This window comes from Neisseriales bacterium (genome assembly GCA_016699915.1).
GTDB lineage: Bacteria > Pseudomonadota > Gammaproteobacteria > Burkholderiales > Q3-R57-64 > Q3-R57-64.
On record CP064990.1, the window covers coordinates 477,516 to 497,392 of the forward strand.

21 protein-coding genes are annotated in these 19,877 nt (G+C 41.6%); 20 read left to right on the plus strand and 1 reads right to left on the minus strand.

Annotated elements, in window-relative coordinates:
* The first annotated feature begins 60 nt into the window (after nt 1-60).
* From atpB to glmU, 9 genes are read left to right on the plus strand one after another with little or no spacing between them, the layout of a single operon-like run.
* Entirely contained in the window at nt 61-900 is an 840-nt protein-coding gene (atpB, locus tag IPK86_02245; GenBank protein ID QQS16283.1) for a F0F1 ATP synthase subunit A, read from the plus strand.
* A gap of 53 nt (nt 901-953) precedes the next feature.
* Nucleotides 954-1,196, plus strand: a complete 243-nt coding sequence (gene atpE / locus IPK86_02250; GenBank protein ID QQS16284.1) for a F0F1 ATP synthase subunit C — start codon at nt 954-956, stop codon at nt 1,194-1,196.
* A 45-nt stretch (nt 1,197-1,241) separates the two neighbouring features.
* On the plus strand, nt 1,242-1,715 hold the full coding sequence (locus tag IPK86_02255) for a F0F1 ATP synthase subunit B (GenBank protein QQS16285.1): 474 nt from the start codon (nt 1,242-1,244) through the stop codon (nt 1,713-1,715).
* Between the two features lie 2 nt (nt 1,716-1,717).
* On the plus strand, nt 1,718-2,272 hold the full coding sequence (locus IPK86_02260) for a F0F1 ATP synthase subunit delta (protein QQS16286.1): 555 nt from the start codon (nt 1,718-1,720) through the stop codon (nt 2,270-2,272).
* Entirely contained in the window at nt 2,263-3,831 is a 1,569-nt protein-coding gene (locus IPK86_02265) for a F0F1 ATP synthase subunit alpha (protein QQS16287.1), read from the plus strand. The genes IPK86_02260 and IPK86_02265 overlap by 10 nt, the downstream gene beginning before the upstream one ends.
* A complete protein-coding gene (gene atpG, locus IPK86_02270) occupies nt 3,824-4,687 on the plus strand; it encodes a F0F1 ATP synthase subunit gamma (protein ID QQS16288.1) in 864 nt (287 codons plus the stop codon). The genes IPK86_02265 and atpG overlap by 8 nt, the downstream gene beginning before the upstream one ends.
* A gap of 44 nt (nt 4,688-4,731) precedes the next feature.
* Nucleotides 4,732-6,141, plus strand: coding sequence for a F0F1 ATP synthase subunit beta (gene atpD, locus IPK86_02275; GenBank protein ID QQS16289.1), 1,410 nt, complete (start codon nt 4,732-4,734; stop codon nt 6,139-6,141).
* Nucleotides 6,138-6,560, plus strand: coding sequence for a F0F1 ATP synthase subunit epsilon (locus tag IPK86_02280; GenBank protein ID QQS16290.1), 423 nt, complete (start codon nt 6,138-6,140; stop codon nt 6,558-6,560). The genes atpD and IPK86_02280 overlap by 4 nt, the downstream gene beginning before the upstream one ends.
* Before the next feature lie 17 nt (nt 6,561-6,577).
* On the plus strand, nt 6,578-7,960 hold the full coding sequence (gene glmU, locus IPK86_02285) for a bifunctional UDP-N-acetylglucosamine diphosphorylase/glucosamine-1-phosphate N-acetyltransferase GlmU (GenBank protein ID QQS16291.1): 1,383 nt from the start codon (nt 6,578-6,580) through the stop codon (nt 7,958-7,960).
* A gap of 1 nt (nt 7,961) precedes the next feature.
* Here the strand turns inward: glmU and tsaD are convergent, their stop codons facing one another.
* The gene (tsaD, locus tag IPK86_02290) at nt 7,962-8,987 is read right to left on the minus strand and encodes a tRNA (adenosine(37)-N6)-threonylcarbamoyltransferase complex transferase subunit TsaD (protein ID QQS16292.1); all 1,026 of its coding nucleotides are present in this window, start codon (nt 8,985-8,987) and stop codon (nt 7,962-7,964) included.
* Nucleotides 8,988-9,086: 99 nt separating this feature from the next.
* Here tsaD and nusB point away from each other — a divergent pair, with 99 nt between their 5' ends.
* The 11 genes from nusB to IPK86_02345 all read left to right on the plus strand — a co-directional run bounded on the left by nusB (nt 9,087) and on the right by IPK86_02345 (nt 19,794).
* Nucleotides 9,087-9,497: a transcription antitermination factor NusB gene (gene nusB, locus IPK86_02295; GenBank protein ID QQS16293.1), complete on the plus strand. Its 411-nt coding sequence runs from the start codon at nt 9,087-9,089 to the stop codon at nt 9,495-9,497.
* Nucleotides 9,498-9,527: 30 nt separating this feature from the next.
* Nucleotides 9,528-10,490: a thiamine-phosphate kinase gene (gene thiL, locus IPK86_02300; GenBank protein ID QQS17047.1), complete on the plus strand. Its 963-nt coding sequence runs from the start codon at nt 9,528-9,530 to the stop codon at nt 10,488-10,490.
* Entirely contained in the window at nt 10,441-10,974 is a 534-nt protein-coding gene (locus IPK86_02305; protein ID QQS16294.1) for a phosphatidylglycerophosphatase A, read from the plus strand. The genes thiL and IPK86_02305 overlap by 50 nt, the downstream gene beginning before the upstream one ends.
* A gap of 36 nt (nt 10,975-11,010) precedes the next feature.
* A complete protein-coding gene (gene ndk, locus IPK86_02310) occupies nt 11,011-11,448 on the plus strand; it encodes a nucleoside-diphosphate kinase (GenBank protein QQS16295.1) in 438 nt (145 codons plus the stop codon).
* Nucleotides 11,445-12,512, plus strand: a complete 1,068-nt coding sequence (gene rlmN / locus IPK86_02315; GenBank protein QQS16296.1) for a 23S rRNA (adenine(2503)-C(2))-methyltransferase RlmN — start codon at nt 11,445-11,447, stop codon at nt 12,510-12,512. The genes ndk and rlmN overlap by 4 nt, the downstream gene beginning before the upstream one ends.
* The gene (gene ispG, locus IPK86_02320; protein ID QQS16297.1) at nt 12,509-13,723 is read left to right on the plus strand and encodes a flavodoxin-dependent (E)-4-hydroxy-3-methylbut-2-enyl-diphosphate synthase; all 1,215 of its coding nucleotides are present in this window, start codon (nt 12,509-12,511) and stop codon (nt 13,721-13,723) included. The genes rlmN and ispG overlap by 4 nt, the downstream gene beginning before the upstream one ends.
* Nucleotides 13,724-14,006: 283 nt before the next feature.
* Nucleotides 14,007-15,296, plus strand: a complete 1,290-nt coding sequence (gene hisS / locus IPK86_02325; protein ID QQS16298.1) for a histidine--tRNA ligase — start codon at nt 14,007-14,009, stop codon at nt 15,294-15,296.
* Nucleotides 15,297-15,314: 18 nt separating this feature from the next.
* Nucleotides 15,315-15,944: a tetratricopeptide repeat protein gene (locus IPK86_02330; protein ID QQS16299.1), complete on the plus strand. Its 630-nt coding sequence runs from the start codon at nt 15,315-15,317 to the stop codon at nt 15,942-15,944.
* 2 nt (nt 15,945-15,946) lie between these two features.
* On the plus strand, nt 15,947-17,101 hold the full coding sequence (gene bamB / locus IPK86_02335) for an outer membrane protein assembly factor BamB (GenBank protein QQS16300.1): 1,155 nt from the start codon (nt 15,947-15,949) through the stop codon (nt 17,099-17,101).
* Between the two features lies 1 nt (nt 17,102).
* Nucleotides 17,103-18,434: a ribosome biogenesis GTPase Der gene (gene der, locus IPK86_02340; protein ID QQS16301.1), complete on the plus strand. Its 1,332-nt coding sequence runs from the start codon at nt 17,103-17,105 to the stop codon at nt 18,432-18,434.
* 40 nt (nt 18,435-18,474) lie between these two features.
* Nucleotides 18,475-19,794: an adenylosuccinate synthase gene (locus tag IPK86_02345; GenBank protein ID QQS17048.1), complete on the plus strand. Its 1,320-nt coding sequence runs from the start codon at nt 18,475-18,477 to the stop codon at nt 19,792-19,794.
* Nucleotides 19,795-19,877 lie beyond the last annotated feature (83 nt).

Sequence of the window (19,877 nt, forward strand, 5' to 3'; positions counted from 1 at the left end):
ATTTAGTTGCGTCGGTTAAATCAATTCTTGTAAGAAATTATCATTATATTTCATTGATTTATGGCTATTGAATTAACGCCCAAGTCCTATATTGTTCACCATTTGACCAATCTAACACATACGGGTCATTTACAAGAGCGGGTGGTTGATTTTCACTTATTGAATATTGATTCCATTCTTTGGTCAATAATTGCTGGATTGATTATTCTGGTGTCCTTATATGCCATTATAAAGCCTGCAACAGCAAGCACACCTAATCGTTGGCAGGCTGCAGTGGAGTTACTTGTTGAATTTGTTGCTAACCAATCTAGAACCATTGTCCGTGGCAAACAGTCTTTTGTAGCCCCTTTAGCCTTAATTACCTTTTTGTGGGTGGTGATGATGAATAGCTTTGATTTACTACCTGTTGATTTAATGCCTAGCGTTATGGAATATTTAGGTGTTCAGCATAACCATATGCGTATCGTGCCAACTGCTGATTTAAATACAACATTAGGTATGGCGCTTGGTGTTTTTGGTATGAGCTTGTTTTTTAATCTGCGACATAAACATCTAAGTGGATTCTGCAAAGAGCTTGTCACTGTGCCATTTGGTGCCAATCTATTTTTTTGGCCATTTAACCTGCTACTGAATCTTATAGAATATATTGCTAAAACATTATCGCTAGGCATGCGATTATTTGGCAATATGCTCGCTGGGGAATTAATATTCTGTTTAATTGCACTACTTGGCACACTGTGGACGGGTTTAAATTTTACCTCTTTACTGGGTGTGGCAGGTCATTTTCTCGCAGGTATTGCTTGGGCAATATTTCATATTTTGATTATCGTACTACAAGGCTTTATTTTTATGATGCTCACGCTAGTATATATAGGTCAAGCTTGTGATCACCATACATAATCTAAGCTCTTTCAAAGCATGATGGGTTTTATTTTTTTAAAAGGGAGAAAGTGATGACGGATGTTGCTATGGTAGCCTTATCTTGTGGTTTAATTGTAGGATTAGGTGCAGTGGGTGCCTGTATTGGTATTGGATTAATGGGTGGTAAATTTATTGAAGCCTCTGCTCGCCAACCAGAGCTAATGGAACAATTACAGGTCAAGATGTTTTTGTTAGCAGGGCTCGTTGATGCAGCTTTTCTAATTGGGGTAGGGGTAGCTATGATGTTTGCTTTTGCTAATCCATTTGCCAGCTAATATTAATAGCTTATTTATATAAATGATTGCTATAGGACTTACATTGTGAACATAAACGCTACACTGTTGGTACAGTTGGCAGTGTTTTTTTCGCTGGCTTGGATTACGACAAAATATATCTGGCCTCCTATTACACGTGTTTTGGATGCACGCATAAAGAAGATAGCCGATGCTTTGTCTGCAGCAGAGCGTAGCGAGCAAGATCTTTTACTTATCAAAGAGCGCATTCAAACACAACTGCAATCCGCTCATGATCAAGCTGCCATCATCCTAGATGAAGCACATGTACGAGCTAAAAAGATCATTGAAGAGGCACAAACACTTACTAAACAGACTGCTGAGCAATATTTATCTAAAACACATCAACAAATTGAGCAAGAAAGACTGCAAGCTAAAAAAGCTTTGCAAGCTGAGTTAGCAAGTTTGGTAGTGGAGGGCGTCGAAAGTATTCTTCATAAAGAAGTTGATATAAAAGTACATGCTGATTTGCTTGATAAACTTAAACTCAATATGCGTTGATTATGACTGCTTTAAACCATGTAGCGCAATCTTACGCTAGGGCTCTGTTTGATATTGCCAAATCAACAAATAGTTCGGAAGAGTGGTCGGCAATATTAGCAAATCTTGCTGCTTTAACTCAGCCAAAATCCATGCAGTATTTGCTTAATCACCCTAATTTTTCTTCTGCAATGCTGCGCAAGCTATTGATGCATCATATTGCTCAATGTTATCAACAGCCTGTTAGCAATCTATTAGCTTTGCTAAAAAAGTATAAGCGCCTAGCCATTCTGCCCAGCATTCATCAAGCATTTTTACAGCTAAAACTCGCTTCGGAAAATAAAGTAGCTGTAACGGTTGAGTCGGCTTTTGAACTAACAAAAACGCAAATTGCACGTCTTGAGCGGCAATTATCTGAGCAACATAAAAAACAGGCAGTGTTAGCCATTAAACATTGTCCAGCACTGATAGGTGGCATCAAAATTGTGATTAAAAACGAAGTATGGGATCAATCTATTCTAGGTTTACTTAACCATATCAAAGCAAGTTTTAAAAACAAGGAGCATCCATGCAGTTAAATCCGTCCGAAATTAGCGCATTTATTAAGGCTAATATACAGGGTTTGCCTGACCTTACTACTGCTTACCATAAAGGTACAGTTATATCGGTAGCCGATGGCATTGTTCGCATTTATGGTCTTGACCAAGCAATGGTTGGCGAATTACTGCAATTTCCAAATGATGTGTTTGGATTGGTGATGAATTTAGAACAAGATTCAGTTGGAGCAGTCATTCTAGGAGAGTATGCGCATATTACCGAAGGTGATGAAGTAATCTGTACAGGACGTATTCTAGAAGTTCCTGTCGGACCTGCTTTAGTTGGTCGTGTTGTCAATGCCTTAGGGCAACCTATTGATGGCAAGGGTCAAATTGAAGCAGCCTATTTTTCACCTATTGAAAAAATTGCACCCGGTGTTATTTGGCGCCAATCTGTCTCGCAACCTTTACAAACTGGATACAAATCTATTGACGCCATGATCCCTATTGGTAGAGGGCAACGTGAATTAATTATTGGTGATCGCCAGATTGGTAAAACTACCTTGGCGGTTGATACCATCATTCGACAAAAAAATACTGGTGTTATTTGTATTTATGTTGCTATTGGCCAAAAGAATTCTTCAATTGCTGGGCTTGTGCATAAATTGATTGAATATGATGCTTTAAAACACACGATTGTTGTTGTTGCTGCCGCTGCTGAATCTGCTGCATTACAGTATATTGCACCGTACGCTGGCTGTACGATGGGAGAATATTTCCGTGATCGAGGAGAGGATGCACTCATTATTTATGATGACCTTTCTAAACAAGCTGTTGCTTATCGACAAATTTCTCTACTACTTCGTCGACCACCTGGTCGTGAAGCTTATCCTGGAGATGTGTTTTATCTTCACTCGCGCCTGCTAGAGCGTGCAGCACGCGTTAATGCAGATTATGTTGAAAAAGCAACAAATGGTCAGGTAAAAGGTAAAACAGGTTCTTTGACAGCATTACCTATTATTGAAACACAAGCAGGTGATGTATCGGCTTTTGTACCCACCAATGTTATTTCGATTACAGATGGACAAATTTTTCTAGGAGCCGATTTATTTTATGCAGGGATTCGCCCCGCGGTTGATGTTGGTGTCTCCGTATCCCGTGTTGGTGGTGCGGCACAAACGAAAATTATTAAACAGCTTGCGGGTGGTGTAAAATTGGCACTAGCGCAATATCGCGAACTTGCTGCTTTTTCACAGTTTGCTTCCGACCTTGATGACGTAACACGTAAACAACTACAGCATGGTCAGATAGTCACCGAATTGATGAAACAAAAACACTTTTCTACGCTGAGTATTGCAGAAATCGCTTTAACACTCTGGTGTATTAGCCAAGGCTGTTATGAAGATATACCTGTCGAACAAGCTCTATCCTTTGAGGCAGGCTTTCATACTTATGTTATGGATCATTATCCTGATCTGATTAGTGGTATTAATAAAACGGGCGAAAACTTCACAGGAGAGCAAGAAACCATCCTAAAAGAAGCAATAAAATCTTTCAAGATCACGTTTAATAGTAAATGGATCAATCATAAAAATGATTAATAGGGGCATTTTAACAAAAATCAAAAACGTTCAAAACACGCAAAAAATTACGCGCGCGATGCAGATGGTATCTGTGGCCAAAATGCATAAAACGCAAGAGCATATTAATATGGCGCGCCCCTATGCAGAAAAAGTACGCGCTGTGATGGCGCACTTATCAATGACTAATACCGATATTAAATTACCTTTTCTTAAACCCCATTCATCTGTTTCGCGCGCTGGCATAATACTTGTTACCAGCGATAAAGGTTTGTGTGGAGGATTAAACATTAATCTCATCAAACGTTTTTTGCATCAAGTACATGAATTATCTGCCAGTCATATCACGACAGAAGCATGTTGTTTAGGTTTAAAAGGGTTGATTGCCTGTAAAAAAGCACATATTGATGTCATTGCAAGCGCCGTTGAGCTGGGTGATACACCGCAAATGGATAATCTTATCGGTCCGGTATCACGTGTCTTGCAACGATATGAAGAACAAAGCGTTGATATGATTTATATACTGTACTCTCGTTTTATTAATTCAATGAAACAAATACCAGTACTCGAGCAAATTGTCCCGCTGACAGGAGATCATACGAAAGTCAGTAGTGGATACGCCATTGACTACTTATATGAGCCCGATGCACAAGCAGTATTGCAATGGTTAGTCAAGCGTTATATTGAGTCGGTGATTTATCAAGCGGTCGCCGATAATATGGCCTCTGAGCAAGCCGCAAGAATGGTAGCTATGAAAGCCGCAACCGATAATGCTGACCATGTCTTAAAAGAATTGCTCTTAACTTATAACAAGTCTCGCCAAGCTGCTATTACGACAGAATTATCTGAAATTATGGCAGGTGCAGCAGCGGTATAGGATAACGCAAACATTTATTAACGAGGTGCAGGAGTTGTATAAGAATGAGCCAAGGTAAAATTGTTCAAATTGTTGGTGCCATTGTAGACGTTGAATTTTTAGAGGAAATCATACCTAAAATATACGATGCGCTCATTGTCTCAGAGGTTAATTTGACGCTAGAAGTGGCGCAACAAATAGGGGGTCGGATTGTTCGCTGTATCGCCATGGGCACATCTGATGGCTTGCGTAGAGGAATGCTTGTTGTCAATACCCAAGCGCCAATTAGTGTTCCTGTTGGGCAAGCAACCTTAGGGCGCATCATGGATGTATTGGGCAATCCGATCGATGAAGCCGGAGAAATTGCAACAAAAACAAAACGCTCTATTCACCAAGCAAGTCCAGCATTTGATACGCTATCAACTTCCGAAGAACTATTAGAGACTGGTATTAAAGTCATTGACTTACTATGTCCTTTTGCTAAGGGAGGTAAAATTGGTCTATTTGGTGGCGCAGGCGTCGGTAAGACGGTCAATATGATGGAACTTATCCATAATATAGCTAAAGCCCATTCAGGTCTATCTGTATTCGCGGGAGTAGGAGAGCGTACCCGGGAGGGTAATGATTTTTATCATGAGATGAAAGACGCCAAAGTCTTAGATAAAGTTGCTATGGTTTATGGTCAGATGAATGAGCCACCAGGCAATCGGTTACGTGTTGCATTAACTGGACTGACTTTAGCAGAGCATTTCCGCGACGAAAAAATTGCTGGCAAAAAAGGGCGGGATGTTCTACTTTTTATTGATAACATTTACCGTTATACTTTAGCTGGCACCGAAGTCTCCGCTCTATTAGGACGTATGCCTTCTGCTGTTGGTTATCAGCCAACTTTAGCGGAAGAAATGGGTAAACTACAAGAGCGTATAACCTCAACAATATCCGGTTCAATTACTTCTGTACAAGCTGTTTATGTGCCTGCTGATGATTTGACGGATCCTTCTCCTGCAACAACTTTTACTCATCTTGATGCAACGGTCGTGTTATCACGAGACATTTCGTCACTTGGTATTTATCCTGCAGTTGACCCTTTAAGCTCAACATCTCGTCAACTTGACCCTTTTAAAATCGGGGAAGATCATTACGCAGTAGCCAGAGGTGTGCAATCTACCCTTCAACGCTATAAAGAATTGCGTGATATCATCGCTATCCTTGGTATGGATGAATTATCTGATGTGGATAAATTATTGGTATCACGTGCACGTAAAATTCAACGGTTTTTGTCGCAACCTTTCCATGTTGCCGAAGTTTTCACTGGTTCACCTGGTCGCTATGTATCGCTCAAGGACACCATTGCAGGTTTTAAAGCAATTTTAGAGGGAGCGTGTGATACCTTGCCCGAACAAGCGTTTTACATGGTAGGCGACTTAAACGAAGCAAGGAAGAAAGTATCAGATTTACCTGAAAGCGCATCATGAAAGTCATGCAAGTAGAGATAGTTAGTTCTGAGCGCTCTATTTATTCTGGGCAAGCGGTTTTTGTTACAGCACCTGGTGTTGAGGGAGAAATCGGTATTTATCCACAACATACACCTCTTTTGACGCGCATTAAACCTGGTCTGCTTCGTTTGGTGCCACCAGGCGATAAACAAGAGGTGCTTATTGCTATATCAGGTGGATTGCTAGAAATACAACCAACACTTGTCACGGTACTTGCTGATACCGCTTTGCGGGACGATGAATTAGATGAACAAAGAGCTATCAAAGCAAAAGAAACCGCAGAACAAATTTTGAAAAAAACGAAAAATGATAAAGCAATAACTGCCGCTCATGCATCTTTGGCAGCAGCAATTGCTGAATTAAAGGCGCTTTATTATCTACGCCATCGCAAGCCTTAAAAAGGGAGATTAAACGAATGACACTCGGCATCGTTATTCTTGCCGCAGGAGAGGGAAAACGTATGCTTTCACCTTTACCTAAGGCATTGCATCCCTTAGGTGGCGTCCCCATGATTGCACATGTACTCCGTACAGCCAAAGCGTTAAAGCCAGATCAATTAGCTATCGTGCATGGCCATTTAGGGCTCATGTTACAGCAGTATTTGGCGGAAGATAAAACCATTACATGGATAGCACAACCTACGCAATTAGGTACAGGTCATGCCTTAAAAATTGCTTTAGATCAGTTGCCACGTACAGACTATATATTGGTTTTGTATAGCGATGTTCCTTGTATCAGCGCTAATACATTACAACGATTATTACATCAAGCTAAAACGATTCAAGGTATTGCGCTTTTGACAAACCAATCCAGTGATCCAACTGATTTAGGGCGCATTATTCGCGATGAAACGGGTAATATTATCAATATTATTGAAGAAAAAGATGCCAGTACAGCACAAAAAGCGATTTTGGAAACCCATGCCGGTATTATGGTTTTACCAGGCGCGCCACTTCTTGATTGGCTTAGCGCATTGAATGTTGACAATGCACAGCGTGAATATTATCTCACTGATATTATTAGGTGTGCTGCGCGTGATGGTATGCCAATTTCTTCGGTACTTGCTGAACCCAGTTGGCAAGCTATGGGCGTTAATACCATGGCTCAACTTGCTCAATTGGAGCGATATTTTCAACAGTCCCAAGCGCATCGCCTGTTAAGTGAAGGGGTTACACTAATCGACCCTAGTCGCTTTGATTTGCGTGGCGAACTTACTTGTGGCAGAGGCGTGATCATTGACATTAATTGTCTAATTCTTGGAAGCGTTAGGTTGGATGACCAAGTTACTATCGGTGCACATTGCATTTTAAAAGATGTTATCATCGGCTCTAACACGACTATTAAGCCTTTTTCGCATATTGAAGGCACTCACATTGGATCAAAAGTAACTGTTGGGCCTTATGCTCGACTCAGAGCTGGTACACAGCTAGAAGAAGGTGTACATGTTGGTAATTTTGTGGAAATTAAAAATAGTACGCTTGCTTCTTACAGCAAGGCTAATCATTTTGGATATTTGGGTGATGCAAAGATCGGCAATTTCGTCAATATCGGTGCTGGCACAGTAACTTGTAATTATGATGGCGCTAATAAATTTAGCACGGTGATCGAAAAAGGAGCTTTTATCGGATCCGGCACGATGCTCGTTGCACCAGTACAAATTGGTCAAAATGCAACCATCGGTGCAGGCTCGGTGATTACACAGGATGCACCGCCAGATGCTTTAACATTCGCTCGTTCAATTCAAACAACGAAAAAAAATTGGCAAAAACCAAAAAAATCAGACGATATGGTGCAATAAACTACCTAAATACTGCTGGTAACGGTTGACCTAGTACCCACCTTGGATATACCGCGAAACGACCAGCTAACTTTATGTATTGTTGGTTTAAAGCGCCCGCAAAGGCAATCATGGCGCCATTATCAGCGCATAGTTCAATGGGTGGATAGGCAATTTGCCAGTTATTATTTTCAGCTTGCACAGCTAAAGCTTTGCGTAACTGTTCGTTAAGACTTACCCCTCCTGCAACAACTAAGCGTTTCATCTGATAAATAGACAATCCAAGACCTATTTTATTGACCAAAACATCAACCATGGCTGCTTGAAAGGCTGCGCATAAATCATGTTTTGTGGTTTCATCTATGGGTTGCTGCTGTGCATTGACTAAGTGAACCATAGCTGTTTTAAGTCCAGAAAAACTCATCATTAAATCATGTCGCTTTCCCAGTGGTCTTGGTAGTCTAAATCGATTAGGGTCTCCTAATTTTGCCAAAGCAGATAACTGTTTTGCGCCAGGATAGGGTAACCCTAGCAGTTTAGCTACTTTATCAAAAGCTTCGCCTGCCGCGTCATCTAGTGTTTCCCCAATTAACTGATATTCACCAATAGCTTTGGCTTTAAAAAATTGCGTATGCCCACCCGACACAAGTAATGTTAAAAATGGAAATGCTATAGCATGTGATGGATAAAGGGCAGCGAGCAAATGGCCTTCTAAATGATTGACTGGAATAACGGGTATATTGAGCGCAAAAGCCAGTGATTCGGCAACGCTAGCCCCTACCAATAAAGCACCAGACAATCCTGGTCCCGCAGTATAAGCAATAGCATCAATTGATGAGAGCGTTTGGTGGCTATTATTTAAGCAAGTTTTAATAAGTGGCACAATGTGACGAATATGATCACGACTGGCTATCTCAGGCACAACGCCGCCATACCGCGCATGCAGTGCTGTTTGTGTATGCAGCACTTGTACTAAATGCTGCGCTTTATCATCATAAAGCGCTACGCCTGTTTCATCGCAAGATGTTTCAATACCAAGTACTAGCATAGGTTAAAAATTTATATCCAAATCATTATTAGGAGGATGCTATACTGCATTGATCACACGAGTATTTTATTGTTCATTGATAATTAAGAAAGTTATAACGTGAAAACGGCACGGCGTTATGCCCGAGAACTGGCTATGCAGGGCATTTTTCAATGGCAATTTAATCGTGATGTATCTATTTTAACTATTGAAAATGATTTACGTGACTACAAAGGGTTTTCTAGAGCAGACAGCAAATTCTTGCTTGATCTTTTGCGTGGTGTGGTGCAGCAAGAACCGCTATTACTAGCTAAAATTATACCGCATTATGATTGTTCGGCAAAGGAAGTCAAGCCTGTTGAGCGCACGATTTTGTTGATAGGAACCTATGAATTACTTTATCACGCCGACACACCATCACGCGTCATCCTCAATGAAGCAATTGAAATCGCCAAAGTATTTGGTGGCACCGATGGCCATAAATTTGTTAACGGTGTATTGGACAAATTGGCCGTTGCTATTCGCGGTTAGACTAGCGACCTTTTTATGTGTTGATGCATGATGAATGAATTTGAACTGATCAATCATTTTTTTAAGCAACCTTGCCATCATTCAACTTTAGGTATTGGAGATGATGCTGCTATCTTCGCACCAACAACAGGTTGTGAAATACATGTATCGGTTGATACATTAGTTGAGCATCAACATTTTTTCGCTAATACGTCACCAACCGATCTTGGTCATAAAGCATTAGCGATCAACATATCCGATATCGCAGCAATGGGTGCTGTGCCACGTTGGGCCTTGTTATCACTCACACTGCCCCAAGTTGACCCACCTTGGTTAGCAGGTTTTATGCGTGGGTTTTTTTCACTAGCTAAACATTTTAATATTGACTTAATTGGGGGAGACACCGTTTGCGGTCCGCTTGCGGTGACTGTGACTATCATCGGTGAATCACCCATCGGTCGTGCTTTATATCGTAGTGCTGCTAAACCAGATGAAGATATTTGGGTAAGTGGTATATTAGGGTTAGCGGCGTTTTCGGTGTATTACCAAACACAAACTAATCATATTCAAAAAGAAACTATTCCCACTGAATTATGGGCAATGAGTGAAGACAAATTGAATAGACCATCGCCTCGCGTAGCGCTTGGTCAAGCATTACGTGGTATAGCAAGTGCTTGTATTGATGTATCAGATGGATTGCTTAGCGATTTATCTCATCTTCTTAACGCTTCTTGCTGTGGCGCTACATTGTGGTTCGAAACCTTACCTTCCCATCCTTTTATCAAACAAGACTCTATTTTACAGCACCGCTGCTTACTTGGTGGCGGGGATGACTATGAACTTCTTTTCACTGCTCCTGCACAACATCGTAATCATATTGATCAACTGAGCCAAGCACTACAATTACCTTTAACGCGCATTGGTGTATTACATACCCAACGCGGTTTACAGGTGTTAGATCAATATGCTCAGCCCATTACGATCACCCATAGAGGATTTGATCACTTTGCTTAAAATTAACTGGCGTTTCATTATGCGTCACCCTGCTTATTTTCTTGCTTTCGGGATGGGTATTGGTTTGTTGCCTAAAGCACCCGGTACCATTGGCTCGTTGTGCGTTATACCTTTTGTATGGCTCTGGTATGACCTCAATGGTTCTATGACAGGGCTTACCATTTTATGCGGATTATTTTTTATAGTAGGTACTTGGTGCTGTCAGGTTACAGGGCGCGCTATAGGGGTATCGGATTACGCAGGGCTTGTTATAGACGAAATGGTTGCAATGAGTATCTTACTCATCGCCTTGCCTTATTCATGGCGATGGTGGAGCATTGGTTTTATCTTATTTCGATGGATAGATATTCAAAAACCGTGGCCAATTAACTGGGTTGATCGCACTTATAAAAATGGTTTTGGCGTTATGTTAGATGACCTCTTAGCTGTAGGCTATGTTCTGATCATTTATCATGGCATCAAGATGAGTTTTTTATTAAAGTGATCAATCATTCCTCATGAACGATTTAGGAGTAAAACAATGGTACAGGAAAGAACGTTATCATTGATTAAACCCAATGCAGTAGATGCGCAACATATTGGCGAAATTATCCATCGCTTTGAAAGCAATCAACTTCGAATTATCGGCATGAAAATGTGTCAACTTTCTCAACAAAAAGCAGAAGGATTTTATGCAATCCATCGCCACAAGCCTTTTTTTAGGCATTTGATCGATTTTATAATATCTGGCCCGATTGTCTTACTGGTACTGGAGGGCGAAGATGCCATCGCGAAAAATCGGCGTTTGATGGGTCATGTAGATCCTGTTTTGGCTGAACCACAAACTATTCGTAAGGATTTTGGTCAAACAATCACTGCCAACGGTATTCACGGTTCGGATTGTGTGAGTAACGCGGCTTTAGAAATTCGTTATTTTTTTGCAGAAACTGAGCTTTATCCGCATTCCTTGTCGTCATGATCAATTTATTAAACTATAGTCGAACGCAATTACAAAATTGGTTTGCATCGTTAGACGAAAAACCCTTTCATGCTGGTCAAGTTATGCGTTGGATTTACCAGCATCAATTAAGCGATGTTACTCAAATGAGTAACTTATCGCATTTGTTGAAAAAAAAATTATCTGCCTTGGCAACGATTCCGCAGCCTCATCTTTTACAACAGCACTGTTCCAGCGATGGTACATGTAAATGGCTATTTGATACGGGTCATAATACAGCCATTGAAACAGTATTTATTCCCGAAAAAACACGAGGTACGCTATGTATTTCATCGCAAGTTGGTTGTGCTCTAAAATGCGCATTTTGTGCAACAGGTCACCAAGGTTTTTATCGCAACTTAACCACAGCAGAAATTATCGGGCAGTTATGGTGGGCAAAGCAAGTATTGCCTGCAACGCATCATAGCCAACGAATTATTTCCAATGTCGTGCTGATGGGTATGGGAGAGCCACTAGCCAATTTTGATGCACTAGTTGTAGCGCTTGATATTATGTTGGATGACTTTGCTTATGGTTTATCAAGAAGGCGTGTGACTGTTTCAACAGCCGGCATGGTACCGCAAATAGCTCAATTAGCTAGAACAAAACCCGTGGCGCTGGCAGTCAGTTTGCATGCCCCTAATGATGCCATACGCGATCAACTGGTTCCATTGAATAAAAAATATCCCTTAGCTAGATTGATGGAGGCTTGTGAAGACTATCTATGTTTTGCGCCACGTGATTTTATTACCTTCGAGTATGTACTTTTAGCGGGTATAAACGATCAAATCGTTCACGCAAAAAGTCTGATTAAGCTATTAGCTCCTATTCCTTGCAAAATTAATCTTATTCCTTTTAATCCTTTTTCTTTATCTTCCTTTATGACACCGAGTAAAAAAACCATTGAACAGTTTGAGGATACGCTACAATCGGCAGGCTTTGTTGTCACAATACGTAAAACACGTGGACAAGATATCGCCGCTGCCTGTGGTCAATTAGCAGGTAGGGTACGTCCTAAAACCCCATCAAACGCTCAAGTTTTATGAATACTTCGGCTTTATTACGTACGACCTCCACAGTTTATGTAGGTTCTGTTGCTATTGGCACAGGGCATCCTGTTGTGGTGCAATCCATGACTAATATATCAACAAGTAATGTTGTGGCGACGGTTGAGCAAATTAAAGCTTTATCTGATGCCGGATCAGAAATGGTTCGTTTGACTGTGGATACCAAAGCTGCCGCGCAAGCTGTCCCAACAATTCGTCAACTACTAGATAAGGCAGGCTATCAGGTTCCTTTAATTGGGGATTTTCATTTTAATGGGGATCGATTACTGCGCGATTGTCCAGATTGCGCGATAGCTTTGGCCAAATACCGAATTAATCCAGGTAATGTCAATAGCAGCCGGCTAGGCGATACGGCCTTTTGTTTTTTAATTGAGCAGGCCATAAAATACGACCGCCCAATTCGCATTGGTGCAAATTGGGGAAGTCTTGACCCGGTCTTTTTATCGCATAAGATTGAGGAAAACCAAAAACAAGTGCATCCTAAACCCATCGAAATCCTTATGGACGATGCACTCATTCAATCAGTGTTAGAAGCTGCTGATCACGCCAGGCAACTGGGTTTGGCTCAAAACAAGATCATTTTGTCTTGCAAAGTCAGTCAAGTGAATCGTCTTATTGCTATTTATCGTCGATTAGCCCAAGCTTGTTCTTATCCTTTACATCTTGGATTAACCGAAGCAGGGTTAGGCTACTCGGGTATTGTTACAACCACAGCAGCGCTGACAGTGTTATTGTCAGAAGGTATTGGAGAAACTATACGCGTTTCCCTAACACCACAGAACAATGAACCCCGAACCACTGAAGTTACCATAGCTCAAGCGATTTTACAGTCACTTGATTTACGTCGCTTTACGCCACATGTTACCGCTTGCCCAGGTTGTGGCCGCACTACAAGCCGAGTATTTCAAGAACTAGCTTTTCAAGTCCAGCAATATATTGCACAAAAAATGCCCATGTGGAAAAAACAGTACGTAGGTGTTGAAAACCTACAGGTTGCTGTGATGGGTTGTGTTGTTAATGGTCCGGGTGAGAGTAAATTAGCCAATATTGGTATTGCCTTACCTGGTAAGGGAGAAAAACCATCTGCTCCGGTATATGTTAACGGTAAAAAAACGGTTACCTTACATGGTGATCATATTGCAGATCAATTCAAAGTCTTAATTGAGCAGTATGTCCAACACACTTATTAGGCGATCATCTCATAGCTATGTAGTGGTTAGAGCAATCAAACTAAAAATACGGCCATGAAACGCAATAAACCCATGATGATGACAGGGCAACCAGCATCCTTTTTGTGATCATCTTTTTTTCCACACATAGCTGATCCAATTTTGAACCCACTCTGTTTGGATGGGCTACGCTAAAATCATCCACAACGATGGATGCGTGATATTTTCACGCTCTTTACCTGCTTGATTACTCTATAATGTGTAGGTATCTTGCATCCTCTAGCGATTGACGTGAGCATTTTTGATGAATCAAATTGAACAGCAACCTATTCAAGTTTTACGTGGTATGCGCGATAGCTTACCAAGCGAAGCAAATCATTGGTCGGCTATCGAAAATATACTTAAAGCTTGGTGTGTTGATTACGGTTATCAGCGGATCAATTTACCCATTATCGAATCCACACAGTTATTTTTGCGCACGTTAGGTGAAACAAGCGATATTGTTGAAAAAGAGATGTTTACTTTCACCGATACATTAAATAGCAAAAGCGTCACACTGCGCCCAGAAGGCACGGCTTCTTGTGTACGTGCTGTGCTAAATAGCCATGCACTCCGCCATCAACCCATGCAGCGTTTATGGTATTACGGCTCGATGTTTCGCCATGAGCGGCCTCAAAAAGGTCGCTATCGGGAGTTCTGTCAGATTGGTCTTGAAGCATTAGGGATGGAAGGACCAGATATTGATGCCGAATTGATCCTCATGACGAAAGACCTTTGGCAACGCCTTGGTATATTAGATAATTTAGTGTTGCAGATTAATTCAATCGGCACAGCCGATGAACGTTCCGCTTATCGCCAAGCACTCGTAGATTATTTATTGCCACATTGTGCACAGCTTGATCAAGATAGCCAACGCCGACTTGCCACCAACCCTCTTCGAATTTTAGATTCAAAAGATGAGACGACACAAGCACTATGCCAGCGTGCTCCGCGCTTGATGGATTATCTGGGTGATCGTTCACTTGAACACTACCATGCTTGGAAAAAAATGCTTGATGCGCTACAGATTCATTATGTTGAAAATCCGAATTTGGTGCGCGGGTTAGATTACTATAATTTTTCTGTATTGGAATGGGTAACCACCTCAAAAGGTGCCCAAAACACGGTATGTGCTGGTGGTCGCTATGATCAATTAATGAGTCAATTAGGCGGTAAAGCCACACCTGCTGCCGGATTAGCAATTGGTATAGAACGCGTGCTACAGTTAGTAGATCATAACAATCAATGGCTTGCTAATATTGTGCCGGATATTTATCTTATCCAAAAAGGAGAAGAAGCATCGCTTCATGCTTTATGCATTGCTAATACCTTGCGGCAAGCAGGATATCATGTGTTGCAACATATGGGTCAAGCTAAGTTTGCTTATCAATTTAAGCAAGCTAATCTTTCCGGTGCACGTTTTGCTATTGTTCTTGGAGAGCATGAAATGGCTCAGCACACGGTTACCATCAAGCCACTTTTAGAAGCAGGCAAGCCACAGCAAACCGTTCAGCAAACTGATTTGATGACCACTCTTAAGGCTCTTTGCACATAAAATAAGGAATACTACGTTATGGCACATCATTTAGATGAACAAGAAAAAATTGAACATTTGAAGCGGTTTTGGCACCAGTATGGTAAATGGCTCACCATCGCCTTGAGCGCTTTGATTGTTGGTTATTTAGGGCATATTGCTTATGATCAATACCAAGCCCGTCGTGCCTACCAAGCCGCCGAAATATATGTCACACTAGATATAGCGATCGGCCAACGTGACTTTGCCAAAGCACAAGGCGCTGCTGACCAATTGATCAACAACTATGCTAACACGGCTTATGCTTCACGTGCTGCTTTACTGTTTGCTAAAATCGCGTACCTGCAACGCCACATTGATCAAGCCAAAGCGAAGTTAAATTGGGTCATTGAAAATAGTGATGAGCCTGCATTACAGGCCATTGCTCAGATACGCCTGGCTACCTTATTGTTTAATGAAAAGCAATATCAAGCAGCGCTGGCTGCGATAGCCGCATTACAAGACAAAACATTCGATGCGCAAAGCTTAGAGCTTAAAGGGGATATTTTACGCAATTTGCGTCAATATGTAGCAGCTAAAGCAGCCTATGAAGCCGCACTCAAAACATTGCGTGCCAACGACCCCAATCGCTTCTTACTAGAAATTAAATTAAGCGAACTAGGAAATTAATTATGTATGATCGTATCATCGCCGTCGTGTTATCGGTATGTTTGGTAGGCTGTGCCAACCTTTTCCCTGCGAAGGATATACGTCAACCCGTTTCGCTGGTTCCCATTAAGAATACCTATCCTATTATTACTAAATGGACAGTTTTTTCTGTCAAAGCAGTTGATCGACGATTATCCAGCAGTTTTTCACCAGCATATCATGATGGCTTTGTCTACGCTGCTTGGCCAAATGGTCGGATCGAAGCAATTGATCGTTTAACCGGACAGATTCGCCAAAAATGGATCGTGCCCAAAGTTAGACTTACTTGTACGCCAGCTATTTTTCAGCGTGTACTATTTTTGGGCACAGATAAAGCCGAGCTCATTGCATGGCATGCCGATAATAAGCAAATACTTTGGAAAAATAATCTCTCTAGTCTTTTACTCGAGCCTCCACTGATTGTTGATGATACGGTCATTACTAAAACGAATGATGGACATATTAGTGGTTTTGACCGCAAAACTGGTGCCTTAAAATGGCGTAATCAACACGCTGTTCCAAGTTTTATGATTCGCAGTAATCAATCACTTACCGCATTTGACCACTCAGCATTTTTGTTAGGCATGCCTGTTGGTTATATTTATGCCATTGACCCTCAGACAGGTTATAAATTATGGCAAGAATCCATTACCGTTCCTAAAGGGCGTACTGAATTTGAAGGGGCGGTTGACGTTATTTATCCCCCTTTACTCAAGGGCGATTTACTCTATACCACTGCTTATGAAGCAAGCATTGTCTGTTTTGATTTAAGAACTAATAAAAGACAATGGTCAAAAAATATTGCAACGCATCAACCCATAGTCATATTAGGCTCCTCTATTGTGATGAGTACAACCCATAGTGAGGTGGTGGCACTTGACCGCTATAGCGGTCAAGAGTTATGGCGCACTAAAACACTTTTACATCGTGCCATATCTGGTCCTGTTGCCCTTGGCAGTATGGTCATGGTGATGGATCGGTTTGGTATCGCACATGTCATGGATCCAGATACGGGATTATTAGTAGGACGCAAAAATATCGGTATTGGTGCACTATTAAGTGCTCCGCAATCGTTTGATGAAGGCGTTTTGCTTCAAAATCGCTATGGCAAGCTCGTGTATATTGTCCTAGGAAAATAAAGTGAAGCCAACTATTGCCCTCATTGGTCGCCCCAATGTGGGAAAATCAACGCTATTTAATCGTCTCACAAAAAGCCAATCGGCTATTGTTATGGATGAGCCAGGCATTACAAGGGATCGACAAATTGGTGAAGGTAGGGTAGGGGATAGGCCTTATTGGGTCGTTGATACCGGTGGATTTGAAGCAAATGCTACCGACATGGTAGATCAGCAACGTATTCAACAAACGCTTCGTGCGGTTGATGAAGCCAATGCGGTCATTGTCTTGTTGGATGCGAAAACGGGCTTAACCATACAAGATCAAGTTTTATCCGAACAACTCCGCACAAGTCACGCACGTGTCTTTTTAGTTGTTAATAAAGCCGAAGGTATGTCGCAAGCGTTGGCTACGGCGGAATTCCATGAACTAGGTTTAGGTCAACCCTATGCTATTTCTGCTACGCATGGTGACTATGTTTCAGATCTTATGGAACTTATATTAGAAAATTTTCCGCCCGTTGAAACTGTCACAAGTGCATCAAAACATCCTATTTTAGCCATCATTGGTCGACCTAATACGGGTAAATCTACCTTGTTAAATCGCATTGTAGGTGAAAATCGCGTGATTACTTGCGATGAACCGGGCACAACAAGAGACAGTATTTTTGTTGATGTGACCTATCATGACCATCACTATACGTTGATTGATACGGCTGGTATACGACGCAAAGGGCGTATTGTTCAAACCGTTGAAAAATGTTCTATATTTAGAACCTTACGTGCCATGGATACGGCTCATGTTGCCTTATTGATGTTGGATGCACGAGAGGGCATTGCCGATCAGGATTGTGCAATTGCTAACCTTGCATTGCAAGCTGGTTGTGCATTGGTTATTGCGGTAAATAAATGGGATGGCATGGACACCTATCAACAGCAAGTTATTAAGCGGTCAATCGCCCAGAAACTTGCTTTTTTAAATTTTGTGCGACTCCACTATATTTCTGCGCTGCATGGCTCAGGCATTAACGCAATCTTTCAGTCTATTGATGAAGCTTATCTGGCAGCTACCATTAAATTTTCAACACCAAAATTAACAAAAATATTAATGAATGCCGTTGCCCTGCAAGCACCCGCTAGAACGGGTAACATCGTCCCTAAGCCACGCTATGCTCATCAAGGAGGCAATATGCCTCCTACTATTATTATTCATGGGAATGCCTTACATCGTCTTTCTAAGCACTATATGCGCTTTTTAGAGCATCGTTTTCGTCAGGCTTTTAAACTCATGGGTACACCGCTTAGGGTGCAATATAAGTCGGGTCGTAATCCCTACCACAAGGCCGCTAAGCATTGATAGATATCTTTTTGGATTTTCTGAAAGCATCAAGATAATGATCGGTAAAAATATATTAGTTGTTGGCACGCAATGGGGTGACGAAGGCAAGGGTAAAATTGTTGATTTATTGACTGATCACGCAAAAGGTATTGCGCGCTTTCAAGGTGTTGTGCGCTTTCAAGGTGGACATAATGCAGGTCACACAATTGTTGTTAAGGGTAAAAAAACGATACTCAGGTTAATTCCTTCGGGTATTTTGCATGCTGATTTGACTTGCTTTATTGGCAATGGTGTTGTGGTGTCCCCTGAGGCACTTATTCAAGAGATCAAAGAGCTTGAAAGCGCAGGCGTTGCTGTGAGCCATCGCCTCAAGATTGCTCAAACTTGCCCGCTTATTCTGCCTTATCACGTCGCTTTGGATCAGGCAAGAGAAGCGAAAAAGGGTATCCATAAAATTGGTACAACAGGGCGTGGTATTGGGCCAGCATATGAAGATAAGGCTGCTCGTCGAGCCATTCGTGCACAAGATTTATTTTATCCTGAGCAATTAGCCATTAAATTAAAAGAAAATATCGCATACTATAACTTTTTATTGGAAGGCTATTTTCAAGCACCGACGATTGCTTTTAAAGAGGTACTGAACCATACCTTGCAATATGGTCAGCAGCTTTTACCCATGATTACCGACGTTTCAAGTGATTTGTATCACTATTACCAAACTGGGAAAGCTTTACTTTTTGAAGGTGCACAAGGTACCTTATTAGACGTTGATCATGGCACTTATCCTTTTGTCACATCGAGCAATTGTATTGCCGGAGCTGTGATGAGTGGTGCTGGGATTTCTCCTCAAATGCTGCATGGTGTGCTGGGCGTTGCAAAAGCTTACACTACAAGAGTAGGAGCAGGACCTTTTCCGACTGAACAAAATAATGCGATCGGTCAATATCTTGCCGAACATGGCAACGAATTCGGATCCGTGACAGGTCGTCCAAGACGTTGTGGCTGGTTCGATGCAGTGCTATTAAAGCGCTCCGTACAAATTAATGGTCTCCATGGGCTCTGCATTACTAAATTAGACGTGATGGATGGGCTAAAAGAAATTAAGCTATGTGTTGGCTATACGCTAAATGGCCAAACGATAGAGACGCTACCATTTGGCGCAGCTGATGTAGCAGCTTGCCAGCCCATTTATCAAACCTTACCCGGTTGGTCTGAATCAACCACCAACATTCAGCACTATGAAGCCTTACCAAGCCATGCCAAAAATTATTTGCAAACTATTGAGAAGATGATTGGTGTACCGATTACGATCATTTCAACAGGACCGGATCGAAATAATACGATTGTTCGAGCCGATTTTTATACCTATTGCGAGTAATGATCATTAAGATATGCTAGAATAGCTGGACGGAGGAATTAATAGGAAATTGCTGACGTGATCCGTCATTTTACACGGAATTG

Coding starts and splice junctions, on each gene's coding strand:
- IPK86_02260 (QQS16286.1), top strand. CDS start 1,718: ATGACTGCTTTAAACCATGTAGCGCAATCTTACGCTAGGGCTCTGTTT.
- atpG (QQS16288.1), top strand. CDS start 3,824: ATGATTAATAGGGGCATTTTAACAAAAATCAAAAACGTTCAAAACACG.
- IPK86_02280 (QQS16290.1), top strand. CDS start 6,138: ATGAAAGTCATGCAAGTAGAGATAGTTAGTTCTGAGCGCTCTATTTAT.
- IPK86_02305 (QQS16294.1), top strand. CDS start 10,441: ATGCTCAGCCCATTACGATCACCCATAGAGGATTTGATCACTTTGCTT.
- glmU (QQS16291.1), top strand. CDS start 6,578: ATGACACTCGGCATCGTTATTCTTGCCGCAGGAGAGGGAAAACGTATG.
- ispG (QQS16297.1), top strand. CDS start 12,509: ATGAATACTTCGGCTTTATTACGTACGACCTCCACAGTTTATGTAGGT.
- atpD (QQS16289.1), top strand. CDS start 4,732: ATGAGCCAAGGTAAAATTGTTCAAATTGTTGGTGCCATTGTAGACGTT.
- rlmN (QQS16296.1), top strand. CDS start 11,445: ATGATCAATTTATTAAACTATAGTCGAACGCAATTACAAAATTGGTTT.
- tsaD (QQS16292.1), bottom strand. CDS start 8,987: ATGCTAGTACTTGGTATTGAAACATCTTGCGATGAAACAGGCGTAGCG.
- bamB (QQS16300.1), top strand. CDS start 15,947: ATGTATGATCGTATCATCGCCGTCGTGTTATCGGTATGTTTGGTAGGC.
- hisS (QQS16298.1), top strand. CDS start 14,007: ATGAATCAAATTGAACAGCAACCTATTCAAGTTTTACGTGGTATGCGC.
- atpE (QQS16284.1), top strand. CDS start 954: ATGACGGATGTTGCTATGGTAGCCTTATCTTGTGGTTTAATTGTAGGA.
- ndk (QQS16295.1), top strand. CDS start 11,011: ATGGTACAGGAAAGAACGTTATCATTGATTAAACCCAATGCAGTAGAT.
- thiL (QQS17047.1), top strand. CDS start 9,528: ATGAATGAATTTGAACTGATCAATCATTTTTTTAAGCAACCTTGCCAT.
- atpB (QQS16283.1), top strand. CDS start 61: ATGGCTATTGAATTAACGCCCAAGTCCTATATTGTTCACCATTTGACC.
- IPK86_02265 (QQS16287.1), top strand. CDS start 2,263: ATGCAGTTAAATCCGTCCGAAATTAGCGCATTTATTAAGGCTAATATA.
- IPK86_02330 (QQS16299.1), top strand. CDS start 15,315: ATGGCACATCATTTAGATGAACAAGAAAAAATTGAACATTTGAAGCGG.